The organism is Halomonas sp., from assembly GCF_041689495.1.
Lineage (GTDB): Bacteria > Pseudomonadota > Gammaproteobacteria > Pseudomonadales > Halomonadaceae > Halomonas.
Genome location: NZ_JBDNGD010000242.1, coordinates 1 through 12,856 on the forward strand (window position 1 = coordinate 1; position 12,856 = coordinate 12,856).

The window sequence follows — 12,856 nt, forward strand, 5'->3', positions numbered from 1 at the left end:
AAATGGCGGAGAGAGAGGGATTCGAACCCTCGATGGGGCTATAAACCCCATACTCCCTTAGCAGGGGAGCGCCTTCAGCCACTCGGCCACCTCTCCTGTTCGACACGGCACGTATCCTACCGTTTCTGAAGGCCATTGTCCAGCAGCCCGACGATTTTTCCGGGTAACAGGACACCGAAACGCCCCTTCAGACTTCCTGCTCTCCCCCTTCCACATCGGCTTTTTCGCGCTGAATGCGCTGGTAGATCTCTTCGCGATGGACGGCAACATCCTTGGGGGCGTTGACACCGATACGAACCTGGTTTCCCTTTAACCTAAGGACCGTGACGGTGACATCGTCTCCGATCATGAGGGTTTCGCCGACACGGCGGGTCAGGATGAGCATGGCTGATCTCCTTCTCAGACTTGTTCTGCAGCTTTCCGGCAGCGGGATGCGCAACGATGGAGTGGCACTGACTTAGTATGTGGCATGTCGTCTTCCCTGACCATCGGTGTCGTCTAACCGAGACATCCCCCCACCGCAACGACGACAGACTTGCCAGGCGAAAGCAGAAGGGCGTCATCCCTACCAGCGTAGAAGACACCGTCGATACGCGAGACCTCTATTCGCTCTCGATATCGCTCTTGTCGAGTCCGAAGGCCTTGTGAAGGGCCTTGACCGCCAGTTCCATGTGTTTCTCGTCGATGACCACCGAGATCTTGATCTCGGAGGTGGAGACCATGCGGATATTGATGTTCTCGTCGGCCAGCACACGGAAGAACTTGGCGGCGACACCGGCATGGGATCGCATCCCGACCCCCACCAGCGAGACCTTGGCGATGTTGTCGTCACCGCGCAGCTCACCGCCACCCAGATCGGGAATGACCTGATCCTTGAGGATCTTCATGGTCTGCTTGTAGTCGCCCTTGGCCACGGTAAAGGTGAAGTCCGTGTAGTCACCCGCCGGTGCCACGTTCTGTACGATCATGTCGATCTCGATGTTGGCATCGGCGATCGGGCCCAGGATGCGCGAGGCCACGCCCGGCACGTCCGGGGTATTGAGCAGTGTCAATTTCGCTTCGTTGGCGGTGAAGGCGATACCGGAGATCAGCGGTTCTTCCATGGAATCCTCGTCTAGGTCAGAGTCAGCGATAATCAGGGTGCCGGGGCCATCCTCGAAACTGGACAGCACACGCAGCGGGACGTTGTACTTGCCGGCGAACTCGACGGCACGGATCTGCAGGACCTTGGAACCGAGACTGGCCAGTTCCAGCATCTCCTCGACGGTAATGGTCTCCAGACGCTGGGCCTTGGAGCAGACCCGCGGGTCGGTGGTGTAGACGCCATCGACATCGGTGTAGATCTGGCACTCATCGGCACCCAGGGCAGCGGCCAGGGCCACGCCCGTCGTGTCGGACCCGCCGCGACCCAGGGTAGTGATATTGCCCTCCTCGTCGACACCCTGGAAGCCAGCGACCACGACCACCTGGCCGGCATCGAGATCCTCGCGAATCTCATCGGTCTCGATACGCTGGATGCGCGCCTTGGTATGGGCGCTGTCGGTCAGGATGCCGACCTGGGAGCCGGTATAGGAGGTCGCCGGTACGCCAAGCTTCTGCAACGCCATGGCCAGCAGCGAGATGGTGACCTGCTCGCCGGTGGAGACCAGCATGTCCATCTCGCGCGGGGTCGGCTCGTCATTGATCTCGTTGGCCATGCCGATCAGGCGGTTGGTCTCGCCGCTCATGGCGGAGACCACGACGACGATCTGGTGACCGTTGTCGCGGAAACCCTTGACCTTCTCGGCCACGGCCTTGATGCGCTCCACGGAGCCCACCGAGGTACCGCCGAATTTCTGTACGTATAGTGCCATCTGCCGATTTCCCTGGTGGTTCGAGTGCGCGTAGCGCTCGGATGAGTGAAAGGTGAGTGAATATGACGAGGGCCGGGGCATCGCTGCCACCGGCCCTGCAACCCGCTTACTGGAGCCGATCCTCGACCCATGCCGGGACGCTTTCCAGCGCGCCTGACAACGCCTTGACATCGCTGCCGCCGGCCTGGGCCATGTCGGCCCGGCCGCCACCCTTGCCCCCCACCTGGGCCGCCACATGGTTGACCAGCTCCCCGGCCTTGACCCGGCCGGTGAGATCATCGGTGACACCGGCGATCAGGCTGACCTTGCCGGCCTCGGCATCGGCCACGCCCAGCACCACAATGCCGGAGCCCAGCTTGTTCTTGAGCTGATCGAGCATGCCGCGCAGCTCCTTGCCGGCCACGCCCTCGAGGCGCCTCGCCAGCACCTTGACGCCCTTGACCTCGCGGGCCTCATTGACCATCTCGCTACCGGCGGCGCTGGCCAGCTTGGCCTTGAGGCGTTCGAGCTCCTTCTCCAGGGTGCGATTGCGCTCGAGCAGCGATTCGACCCGCTCCTCGGCCTGCTCCGGCTTGGCCTTGAGCCGCTCGCCGATGCGGTTGAGGCGCGCTTCCTGCTCGCAAAACCAGGCCAGCGCCCCCTCGCCGGTAATCGCCTCGATGCGGCGCACGCCGGAGGCGATGCCCGCCTCGCTGACGATGCGAAAACAGCCTATGTCGCCACTGCGGACCACATGGGTGCCACCGCACAGCTCGATGGAGAAGTCGTCGGCGCCGATGGTCAACACCCGGACATTGTCGGCGTACTTGGCCTCGAACAGCGCTGCAGCGCCCTTGGCCTTGGCCTCGTCGAGTCTCATCTGCTCGATGCGGGTCGGCGCATTCCCCAGTATCTGCTCGTTGACCAGCCGCTCCACCTCGGCCAGCTGCTCCGGGCTCATGGGTTCGAAGTGGCTGAAATCGAAGCGCAGCCGCTCGGGAGTGACCAGCGAGCCCTTCTGCTGGACATGGTTGCCGAGCACCATCCGCAGCGCCTTGTGCATCAAGTGGGTCGCCGAGTGGTTGCGCACCGTGGCCGCCCGCAGGCTCGCATCCACCCGCGGATGCACCTCGGCGCCCACGGCCAGCTCCCCCTCGAGCAGGACGCCGTGGTGCAGGTGATGGCCGGCCTGCTTCTGGGTGTCGGTGACCAGGAAGCGGCCCCCCTCCAGTTCCAGGTAGCCGGTATCGCCCACCTGCCCGCCAGACTCGCCGTAGAAGGGGGTGCGGTCCAGCACCACGACGCCACGCTGCTCCGGCTCGAGCCGCGCCAGCGGATTGCCCTGGCGATCGACGAGGGCGGTAACGGTGGCACGTCCCTCCAGGTGGTCATGGCCGATGAAGGCGGTCTCGCCTTCGAGGTCCAGGGCCGCCGTGTAGTCGGCACCGAACTGGCTGGCGGCGCGGGCGCGCTCGCGCTGGGCCTCCAGTTCACGCTCGAAGCCGGCCTCGTCGAGGCTGACGTCACGCTCGCGGCAGACATCGGCGGTCAGATCATAGGGGAAGCCGTAGGTATCGTAGAGCTTGAAGACCGTCTCGCCGGCCAGGGTATCGCCCTCGAGCCCGGCCAAGGCCTCCTCGAGCAAGCCCATGCCGTGCTCCAGAGTGCGGGCGAACTGTTCCTCCTCCTTGAGCAGGACTCGCTCGATCTGGTGGCGCGCCTCGCGTAACTCGGGAAACGCCTCGCCCATCTCCACGTCCAGGGCGCCCACCAGCTTGTGGAAGAAGCTGCCACGCGCGCCCAGCTTGTGACCATGGCGAATGGCGCGACGGATGATACGGCGCAGCACATAACCGCGGCCCTCGTTGGAGGGCAGGACGTCATCGGCGATCAGGAAGGCGCAGGAGCGGATATGGTCGGCGATCACCCTCAGCGAAGGCGTGGTCGTGTCGGCATGGCCGGTATGCCGCGCCGCTGCTTCAAGCAGGCTCTGGAAGAGGTCGATCTCGTAGTTGGAATGCACGCCCTGCATCACCGCGGCTATGCGCTCCAGGCCCATGCCGGTGTCGATGGAGGGCTTGGGCAGCGGATTGAGGGTGCCGGCCGCATCGCGGTCGAATTGCATGAACACCAGGTTCCAGATCTCGATGTAGCGGTCGCCGTCCTCCTCCGGACTGCCGGGAGGGCCGCCCCACACCTCGGGACCATGGTCGAAGAATATCTCGGAGCTCGGCCCGCAGGGGCCGGTATCGCCCATCTGCCAGAAGTTGTCCTCGTCGAGCTTCGAGAAGCGTGACGGGTCGATGCCCATCTCGTCCTTCCAGATACGCTCGGCCTCGTCGTCACTGATATGCACCGTAACCCAGAGCTTTTCCTTCGGCAGCCCCAGGGTCTCGGTCAAGAAGGTCCAGGCGAAATGGATGGCGTCGCGCTTGAAGTAGTCACCGAAACTGAAATTGCCCAGCATCTCGAAGAGGGTATGGTGCCGGGCGGTATAGCCGACGTTGTCCAGGTCATTGTGCTTGCCGCCGGCACGCACACAGCGCTGGGAAGACGTGGCACGCACATAGGGACGCGGGTCGCGACCCAGGAAGACGTCCTTGAATGGCACCATACCCGCGTTGGTGAACAGCAGGGTGGGGTCGTTGCCCGGCACCAGGGAGCTGGAAGGCACGACGGTGTGGCCATGCTGCTCGAAGTAACTCAGGAAGGCCTGTCTGATGTCTGCGCTTTTCATGGGGTATCCGTAGCGATAAGCATGGTGACCCGGTGGGCAGGCAGTGGGTCGGCAAGCGGCGTGTCGACGCCGGAATCGGCTCGCCACTGCGCCACAGGAGTACCACCCGGGGCATTCGCAAAGGGAGGCATTATAGCGCAGTTGTCAAGGGACTGAAGGGGCACTGGCACCAGCACCACTCGGGACTGATCCGGCGCCCCTCGTGGACTAGTACCGATCTGGCGCCGAATCCCAGGCGTGTTCCAGGGCGTGGCGCACCTGGTCGAAGTCAAAGCCTCGCTGGGCGAGGAAACGCTCGCGGCGGGCGCGTTCACGGGGAGTGTCGCCGGGCCCGGAGAAGCGCCGCACCAAGGCATCGCAGGCCAGGGCGAACCAGTCACCCTCGGCCCCCTGTTCGGCCTCGAGCAGGGCGTCCTGAATCCGCTCTCGCCCCAGTCCTCGACGCTTCAGCTCAGCCCGAATCTTGACGGGCCCCTGACCGCGAAAGAGGCGCGAACGTGCGAAGCTCTCGGCGAATCGTGCATCGGACTGCAGGCCCCCCTCGGCCAGGGCCTCGAGACAGTCGTTGACGGCCTCGGCAGAATATCCCCTGGCCGTCAGGCGCTCGACCAGTTCGAGCCGGGAATACTCTCGTCGTGCAAGCATGCGTATGGCGTCCTCCCTCGGCGAGGACGCCCCCTCGCGGACAGACACATCACCCATGGCTTACAGCAGTTCGTCGTCGCTACCGGCGTCATCCGCCAGAGACTCCACCGCGGCGGACTGCTCCTTCTCCTTCTCCTTCTCCTTCTCCTTCGGTTCGGGGGAAGCCAGCAACTGGCCACGGATCTGTGACTCGATTTCCTCCATGACCACCGGATTATCCTCGAGGAACTGGGCGGCATTGGCCTTGCCCTGACCGATCTTGTTGCCCTTGTAGCTATACCAGGCGCCCGCCTTGTCGATCAGGTTGCATTGCACGCCCAGGTCGACCACTTCGCCGGCATGGTAGATACCCTTGCCGTAGAGGATCTGGAACTCTGCCTGGCGAAACGGCGGTGCCACCTTGTTCTTCACCACCTTGACCCGGGTCTCGTTGCCGGTCACCTCATCGCCCTGCTTCACCGAACCGGTACGGCGGATATCCAGACGCATGCTGGAGTAGAACTTGAGGGCGTTGCCACCGGTGGTCGTCTCGGGACTGCCGAACATCACGCCGATCTTCATGCGGATCTGATTGATGAAGACCACCATGCAGTTGGCGGTCTTCATGTTGCCGGTGACCTTGCGCAGGGCCTGGGACATCAGGCGAGCCTGCAGGCCAACGTGGGGGTCCCCCATCTCGCCCTCGATCTCGGCCCGGGGCGTGAGGGCGGCCACCGAGTCGATGACGATGACGTCGACACCACCGGAACGCACCAGCATGTCGCAGATCTCCAGGGCCTGCTCGCCGGTGTCGGGCTGGGAGACCAGGAGATCATCCAGATTGACACCGAGCTTCTCGGCATAGCTGGGGTCGAGGGCGTGTTCGGCATCGATGAAGGCACAGGTCTTGCCCTTCTTCTGGGCCTGGGCAATCACCGACAGGGTAAGGGTCGTCTTGCCCGAGGACTCGGGGCCGAAGATCTCGACCACGCGCCCATAGGGAAGCCCGCCAATGCCCAGGGCGATATCCAGCCCCAGGGAACCGGTCGATACCGATGGCATCACCACCCGCGGGGCATCGCCGAGACGCATCACGGTGCCCTTGCCGAACTGGCGGTCGATCTGCGAAAGCGCGGCATTCAGCGCCTTGGAACGGTTGTCGTCCTGAGCCATGAAGGGCCTCCTACGCAATGAAAAGTGGAAACAGCGTTACCCGAAACAGGGCATAACGATACTGTATGACTACACAGCAGTATGAAGAAGAAATCATCGCCAGTCACCCTTCCGAGGGCGACAGATGTCGAATCAGCCCGATCAGGGCCTCACGCACAGCCTGCTCCCGTACCGCCTGACGATCACCGGCGAAATGCCGACACTCGGCATGGGAGGCATCGGCACTTCCCCATGCCAGCCAGACCGTGCCCACGGGCTTCTCGGCGCTGCCTCCGCCGGGACCGGCCACGCCACTGATCGCCACCCCCAATTGCGCCCCACTCTCACGACAGGCGCCCGCCACCATGGCATCCACCACCTCGCGACTCACCGCCCCCTGTGCCGTCAAGAGTGCATCGGACACCCCCAGCAGGCGCCTCTTGGCCGCATTGGAATAGGTGACATAGCCGGTCTCGAACCAGTTGGAGCTCCCGGCCACGGCGGTAATGGCGCTGGCGACACCACCGCCGGTGCAGGATTCCGCCGTGGTCACGCAGATGTCCTGCCCCTGACAGAGATGTCCCAGGCGCTCGGCAAGCACCAGGAGGTCGAGGGCCATGAGATTGAGAACCATAGTGTCGACGTCGGCTGATGGCATCATCGTTCTCCCGAGGAAACTGGGCATAGCAGCCGGTACTGGCCGCGCGTCTGCCCGGACTTTTGCGTACAATACCGCCTTTGATCACAAGATGCAGGCGCAGGAAAACCCGGCGACGGATACGCACCGCCATCCGATGAAGCATTACAGGAACCCCATGTCACAGGCCAGCGACCAGCACACGCCGATGATGGCCCAGTACCTGAAGATCAAGCGCGACCACCCGGACGTGCTGCTCTTCTACCGCATGGGCGACTTCTATGAGCTGTTCCACGATGATGCGCGGCGTGCCGCCGCCCTGCTCGACATCACTCTGACCCAGCGCGGCCAATCGGCGGGCAAGCCGATCCCCATGGCCGGGGTGCCCTACCACAGCGCCGAGGGCTACCTGGCCCGACTGGTGAAGGCGGGTGAGTCGGTGGCCATCTGCGAGCAGATCGGCGACCCGGCAACCGCCAAGGGACCGGTCGAGCGCAAGGTGGTACGCATCATCACTCCGGGCACCCTCTACGACGAGGCCCTGCTCGATGCTCGCCGCGACAACCTGCTGGTCGCCCTGCACAGCCGGGAAACCGACTGGGGCATCGCCTGGCTCGAGCTGTCCAGTGGGCGCTTCAGCCTGCTGGAGGTCGCCAGCGAAGGGGAAATGCTGGCCGAGCTGCAGCGCCTCGATCCTGCCGAACTGCTGGTATCGGACGCCGTCGACCTGCCGCCGACCCTGGTATCCCGCCCTGGTCTGCGCCGCCAGGATGACTGGCTGTTCGACCTCGATGCGGCAAACCGGACCCTGCGTGACCAGTTCGGGGTTCAGGACCTGAGAGGTTTCGGCTGTGCCCACATGGAGGTCGCGCTGATCGCCGCCGGCGTGCTTATCGACTATGCCCGTGACACCCAGCGCTCGCGGCTGCCCCACGTCACCGCCATCGGTGTGGAAAACCGCGAGGATGCCGTGGTCATCGATGCCGCCAGTCGCCGTAACCTGGAGATCGACACCAGCCTGGGTGGAGGCAGCGACAACACCCTGGCCAGCGTGCTCGACACCACTGCCACGGCCATGGGATCCCGGTTGCTCAAGCGCTGGCTGAATCGTCCCCTGCGCGACCGGGACCAGGTGCAGGCCCGACAAGCGGCCGTTGGCCTGCTGCTCGATGACGAGGGTCATCTCGCCCTGGCCGAAGCCCTCAAGGCGATCGGCGATGTCGAACGCATCCTGGCTCGGGTAGCCCTCTATAGCGCCCGCCCACGCGATCTCGCACGACTTCGTGACGCACTGGAAAGCCTCCCGGCGCTCGAACGGGCGCTCGACGCCTACCCCGAAGGCTCGTCACTGGACGAGTTGCGGCGTCACATCCGGCCCTATCCCGACCTCGCCGACACCCTGACCCGGGCGCTGGTGGACAATCCCCCGGTGGTGATCCGTGAGGGCGGGGTGATTGCCGAAGGTTTCGATAGCGAACTGGACGAGCATCGTGGCCTGGCCGAGCATGCCGGCGACTACCTGGTGCAGCTGGAGACGCGCGAACGTGAACGCACCGGCTTGCCCGGCCTGAAGGTAGGCTACAACCGGGTCCATGGCTATTTCATCGAGATCCCTCGCGCCCAGGCACGGGATGTACCCGTCGACTACATTCGCCGCCAGACGCTGAAGAACGCCGAACGCTTCATCATTCCCGAACTCAAGGAATTCGAGGACAAGGCACTGTCGGCGAGGTCCCGCGCCCTGGCCCGTGAGAAGCTGCTCTACGACGGCCTGCTCGACACCCTCAATTCCGATCTCAGTCCCCTGCAGGCTACCGGCCGCAGCCTGGCTACTCTGGACGTGCTGTGCTGCCTCGCCGAGCGGGCGCAGTCACTGGATCTTACCCGCCCGCGATTGCTGGAAACTCCGGGCCTGACCATCCGGGGAGGGCGTCATCCGGTCGTTGAACGGGTCAGCGAGACCCCCTTCGTCCCCAATGACCTGGTGCTGGATGATGATCGGCGCATGCTTGTCATCACCGGCCCCAACATGGGCGGGAAGTCGACCTACATGCGACAGGCCGCTCTGATCACCCTGCTCGCCCATACCGGGAGCTTCGTGCCGGCGGACTCGGCGGACATCGGCCCGGTGGACCGGATCTTCACCCGCATCGGTTCCTCGGACGATCTCGCCGGTGGTCGCTCCACCTTCATGGTGGAAATGAACGAGACCGCCAGCATCCTGCACAACGCCACGGACCAGAGCCTGGTGTTGATGGACGAGATCGGCCGGGGCACCAGCACCTTCGACGGCCTCTCGCTGGCCTGGGCCAGCGCCGAGCACCTGACACACAGCCGTGCCTTCACCCTCTTCGCCACTCACTACTTCGAGATGACGGCCCTAGCGGACCAGGCGGAAGGTGTCGCCAACGTGCACCTGACCGCTACCGAGCACAAGGACGGCATCGTCTTCATGCATCGCGTCGAGGAAGGTCCCGCCAGTCAGAGCTATGGCCTTCAGGTCGCCCAGCTGGCCGGGGTCCCGACGTCCGTGATCGCTCGAGCCCGCGAGAAGCTGGCCTTGCTCGAACAGCAGGAAGTGGATCAGGGGAACCAGCCCTTGCGACAGCAACAGGACGGACATGCGGCACCCTTGCAGACCGACCTCTTCGCTCGCACCCCGCATCCCCTGGTGGAGGAACTCGAAGCACTCGCCCTGGATGACCTGACACCACGGCAGGCACTGGAGTTGCTCTACCGATGGAAGGCGGCCACATGATTGCGTCGACCGACCCTTGGCAGTGCTTGCGGAACTCCCGGCGGGACGACTAGAATGATCGCCCTGCCGCTTTATAATTATAATGGTCTTGGTTTTATACCCGTTTTTAGACATTAGTGACCGGCCGCGGTCTATCGAACCGAGGGAGGGAGACTGACATGACATTTGTCGTCACCGAAAACTGCATCAAGTGCAAGTACACCGACTGTGTCGAGGTCTGCCCGGTGGACTGCTTCTATGAAGGCCCCAACTTCCTGGTGATACACCCCGACGAGTGCATCGACTGCGACCTGTGTCCGCCGGAGTGTCCCGTCGAGGCGATCTTCTCGGAAGATGAGTTACCCGAGAATCAGGAAGCCTTCATCGAGATCAACGCCGAACTGGCGGAGGTCTGGCCCAATATCAGCGAGAAGAAGGACCCGCCCGCCGATGCCGAGGAGTGGGACGGAAAGCCCGGCAAGCTCGAGTACCTCGAACGCGAATAGCCCATCGCGCCGCCCTCAATCGAAAAAGGCGACCCGAAGGTCGCCCGCTCCCAGCAGATCCCTTGGGCGGCTACCTCCGCCCGGCTCCTCTGGTGCTTGGCCCTGCCCGGAGGCGGCGTCCTGCCACACCGCGCGCACCAGCAAAGCATCCCGTTGCATCCTGCCGAAAGAACCGCCTTGTCCTTTTCGTCCCTGGTGGCATTGTGGCAGGGCTGCATCGCAGCACAACCGTCCCACCCGACGCCTCGGCAGGCATGCCAATGCGCCATCAGTGCCGTCAGTAACGCGAAATGTCCTTTTATATCAATGCAATAAAAAAGACCCCAACCCGGAAGGCAGCGGTCTTTTCATCGGCGATAGGTCAATGTCTTCGGGTATATGTAGCTGATTTCCTACAAGAAGTCCCGATATAGGCAACACTGTTCGATTACTGTCCCTTGATCGCGGACAGCCCCGGATAGGCTGCCGAGTTGCCGAGTTCCTGCTCGATCACCAGCAGGCGGTTGTACTTGGCCACCCGATCGCTGCGGCTCAAGGACCCCGTCTTGATCTGGCCGGCACTGGTGCCCACCGCCAGATCGGCGATGGTGGTGTCCTCGGTCTCCCCGGAACGGTGAGAGATCACCGCGGTGAAACCGGCATCCTGGGCCATCCTGATGGCGTCCAGAGTCTCGGAAAGCGAGCCGATCTGATTGAACTTGATCAGGATGGAATTGCCGATCTTCTCCTCGATGCCTCGCCTGAGAATCCTGGTGTTGGTCACGAAGAGGTCGTCGCCCACCAGTTGAACCCTGTCACCCAGCCTGTCGGTCAACAGCTTCCAGCCATCCCAGTCGGACTCGTCCATGCCGTCCTCGATGGAAACGATGGGATACTGGTCACACAGATCGGCCAGGTAATCGACGAAGCCGGCGGCATCGAACGCCTTGCCCTCGCCGGAAAGATCATACTTGCCGTCGCGGTAGAACTCCGAGGAGGCACAGTCCAGCGCCAGGGTCACGTCACGGCCAAGGTCGTAACCGGCGTCGCTCACCGCCTGCTTGATCACGGCCAGAGCCTCGGCATTGGAGGCCAGGTTGGGTGCGAAGCCACCCTCGTCACCCACCGACGTCGCCAGGCCTCGCGATGAAAGCACCTTCTTCAGCGCGTGAAAGATCTCGGCCCCCATGCGCAGGCCCTCGCGGAAGGTCGGCGCACCTACCGGCTGTACCATGAATTCCTGGATATCGACGTTATTGTCGGCATGCTCGCCGCCATTGAGAATATTCATCATCGGTACCGGCATCAGGTACTCACCCGGCTTGCCGTAAAGCTCGGCAATATGAGCGTAGAGCGGCACCCCCTTGGCATTGGCCGCGGCCTTGGCAGTCGCCAGCGACACGGCGAGGATGGCATTGGCGCCCAGCGTGGCCTTGTTGTCGGTACCATCGAGTTCGAGCATGGCGTCATCCAGGCCCCGCTGGTCGCGGGCATCCATGCCAAGCAGCCGTTCACGGATAGCGGTGTTGACGGATTCCACGGCCTTGAGTACGCCCTTGCCAAGGTAGCGCGACTTGTCGCCATCGCGCCGCTCCAGGGCCTCGCGAGAGCCGGTGGAGGCGCCGCTGGGGGCGCAGGCCACACCCACGGCGCCGCTTTCCAGATGCACCTCGGCCTGCACGGTGGGATTGCCGCGGGAGTCGAGAACCTCCAGGGCTTGAATGTCGACGATCTTGGTCATGTCAATCGATCCTTCTTGTTGGTGTGAACGTCGTGACGTCTCGGCGTTAGCCTCGTGAATGGTCAGGATATCTCGAGGGGTGCAAACCCCTTGACCAGGTCATCGAGTGCCTTGACCTGGGCCAGGAAGGGTTCCAGACGGTCCAATGGCAAGGCGCAGGGGCCATCGCAGAGCGCCGAATCGGGATCGGGATGTGCCTCCAGAAAGATCCCTGCCAGTCCCACGGCAACACCCGCCCTGGCCAGTTCGGCCACCTGAGCGCGACGCCCATCGGCACTGTCGGCACGACCGCCGGGGCGTTGCAACGAATGCGTGACATCGAAAAACAGGGGATAGCCCGTCTGCTTCATATCACCAAAACCGAGCATATCAACCACTAGATTATTATACCCGAAGCTGGAGCCACGTTCACAAAGCAACAATTTCTCATTACCCGCCTCCTGACACTTGCGGATGATATGACGCATCTCCTGAGGCGCCAGGAATTGCGGCTTCTTGATGTTGATCACCGCCCCGGTCTCGGCCATCGCCACCACCAGGTCGGTCTGACGGGCCAGGAAGGCAGGCAACTGGATGATGTCGGCGACCTCGGCGACCCGCTCAGCCTGCCAGGGCTCGTGGATGTCGGTAATGATCGGTACACCGAACCGCGACTTCACCTCGGCCAGGATCTCCAGGCCCTTGTCCAGACCGGGCCCCCGGAAGGAGTGGATGGAACTGCGGTTTGCCTTGTCGAAGCTGGCCTTGAACACATAGGGCATGCCGAGCCGGCTGGTCACCTCAACATAGGCGGCAGCGACCTCGAGGGCCAGATCTCGCGATTCCAGGACATTCATGCCACCGAGCAGCATCAGCGGTAACGAGTTGCCGGCCCTCAGGCCGGCAACCTTGATATGACGCTCCGGGACATG

At 63.4% G+C, this 12,856-nt stretch carries 10 protein-coding genes and 1 tRNA gene; 2 read left to right on the forward strand and 9 right to left on the reverse strand.

Annotated elements, in window-relative coordinates:
• Window positions 1-3 precede the first annotated feature (3 nt).
• The 7 genes from ACESMD_RS08525 to ACESMD_RS08555 all read right to left on the reverse strand — a co-directional run bounded on the left by ACESMD_RS08525 (window position 4) and on the right by ACESMD_RS08555 (window position 7,003).
• Window positions 4-96 (reverse strand) — tRNA-Ser (locus ACESMD_RS08525).
• 91 nt (window positions 97-187) lie between these two features.
• Window positions 188-385 (reverse strand): carbon storage regulator CsrA, encoded by a 198-nt coding sequence (gene csrA, locus ACESMD_RS08530; protein WP_372612204.1) that lies wholly within the window; start codon window positions 383-385, stop codon window positions 188-190.
• Window positions 386-602: 217 nt separating this feature from the next.
• Complete coding sequence (locus tag ACESMD_RS08535) at window positions 603-1,853, reverse strand: aspartate kinase (protein ID WP_372612206.1); 1,251 nt, start codon at window positions 1,851-1,853, stop codon at window positions 603-605.
• A 106-nt stretch (window positions 1,854-1,959) separates the two neighbouring features.
• A complete protein-coding gene (gene alaS, locus ACESMD_RS08540; protein ID WP_372612207.1) occupies window positions 1,960-4,569 on the reverse strand; it encodes an alanine--tRNA ligase in 2,610 nt (869 codons plus the stop codon).
• 207 nt (window positions 4,570-4,776) lie between these two features.
• Window positions 4,777-5,271, reverse strand: coding sequence for a regulatory protein RecX (locus ACESMD_RS08545; RefSeq protein WP_372612209.1), 495 nt, complete (start codon window positions 5,269-5,271; stop codon window positions 4,777-4,779).
• Between the two features lie 3 nt (window positions 5,272-5,274).
• Entirely contained in the window at window positions 5,275-6,366 is a 1,092-nt protein-coding gene (recA, locus tag ACESMD_RS08550; protein WP_372612211.1) for a recombinase RecA, read from the reverse strand.
• 103 nt (window positions 6,367-6,469) lie between these two features.
• Window positions 6,470-7,003 (reverse strand): CinA family protein, encoded by a 534-nt coding sequence (locus ACESMD_RS08555; RefSeq protein ID WP_372612213.1) that lies wholly within the window; start codon window positions 7,001-7,003, stop codon window positions 6,470-6,472.
• Window positions 7,004-7,160: 157 nt separating this feature from the next.
• On the opposite strand from ACESMD_RS08555, the gene mutS reads away from it, so the two are divergent.
• Together mutS and fdxA are read left to right on the forward strand one after the other, a co-directional pair.
• Entirely contained in the window at window positions 7,161-9,740 is a 2,580-nt protein-coding gene (gene mutS / locus ACESMD_RS08560; RefSeq protein WP_372612215.1) for a DNA mismatch repair protein MutS, read from the forward strand.
• A 158-nt stretch (window positions 9,741-9,898) separates the two neighbouring features.
• The gene (gene fdxA / locus ACESMD_RS08565; protein WP_372612217.1) at window positions 9,899-10,225 is read left to right on the forward strand and encodes a ferredoxin FdxA; all 327 of its coding nucleotides are present in this window, start codon (window positions 9,899-9,901) and stop codon (window positions 10,223-10,225) included.
• Window positions 10,226-10,652: 427 nt separating this feature from the next.
• On the opposite strand, the gene eno is transcribed toward fdxA, so the two are convergent.
• Window positions 10,653-11,945, reverse strand: coding sequence for a phosphopyruvate hydratase (gene eno / locus ACESMD_RS08570; RefSeq protein WP_372612219.1), 1,293 nt, complete (start codon window positions 11,943-11,945; stop codon window positions 10,653-10,655).
• 62 nt (window positions 11,946-12,007) lie between these two features.
• Window positions 12,008-12,856, reverse strand: an 849-nt coding sequence (gene kdsA / locus ACESMD_RS08575) for a 3-deoxy-8-phosphooctulonate synthase (RefSeq protein ID WP_372612221.1), incomplete at its 5' end; no start/stop codon positions are given.

Coding starts and splice junctions, on each gene's coding strand:
- csrA (WP_372612204.1), bottom strand. CDS start 385: ATGCTCATCCTGACCCGCCGTGTCGGCGAAACCCTCATGATCGGAGAC.
- ACESMD_RS08535 (WP_372612206.1), bottom strand. CDS start 1,853: ATGGCACTATACGTACAGAAATTCGGCGGTACCTCGGTGGGCTCCGTG.
- alaS (WP_372612207.1), bottom strand. CDS start 4,569: ATGAAAAGCGCAGACATCAGACAGGCCTTCCTGAGTTACTTCGAGCAG.
- ACESMD_RS08545 (WP_372612209.1), bottom strand. CDS start 5,271: ATGGGTGATGTGTCTGTCCGCGAGGGGGCGTCCTCGCCGAGGGAGGAC.
- recA (WP_372612211.1), bottom strand. CDS start 6,366: ATGGCTCAGGACGACAACCGTTCCAAGGCGCTGAATGCCGCGCTTTCG.
- ACESMD_RS08555 (WP_372612213.1), bottom strand. CDS start 7,003: ATGCCATCAGCCGACGTCGACACTATGGTTCTCAATCTCATGGCCCTC.
- mutS (WP_372612215.1), top strand. CDS start 7,161: ATGTCACAGGCCAGCGACCAGCACACGCCGATGATGGCCCAGTACCTG.
- fdxA (WP_372612217.1), top strand. CDS start 9,899: ATGACATTTGTCGTCACCGAAAACTGCATCAAGTGCAAGTACACCGAC.
- eno (WP_372612219.1), bottom strand. CDS start 11,945: ATGACCAAGATCGTCGACATTCAAGCCCTGGAGGTTCTCGACTCCCGC.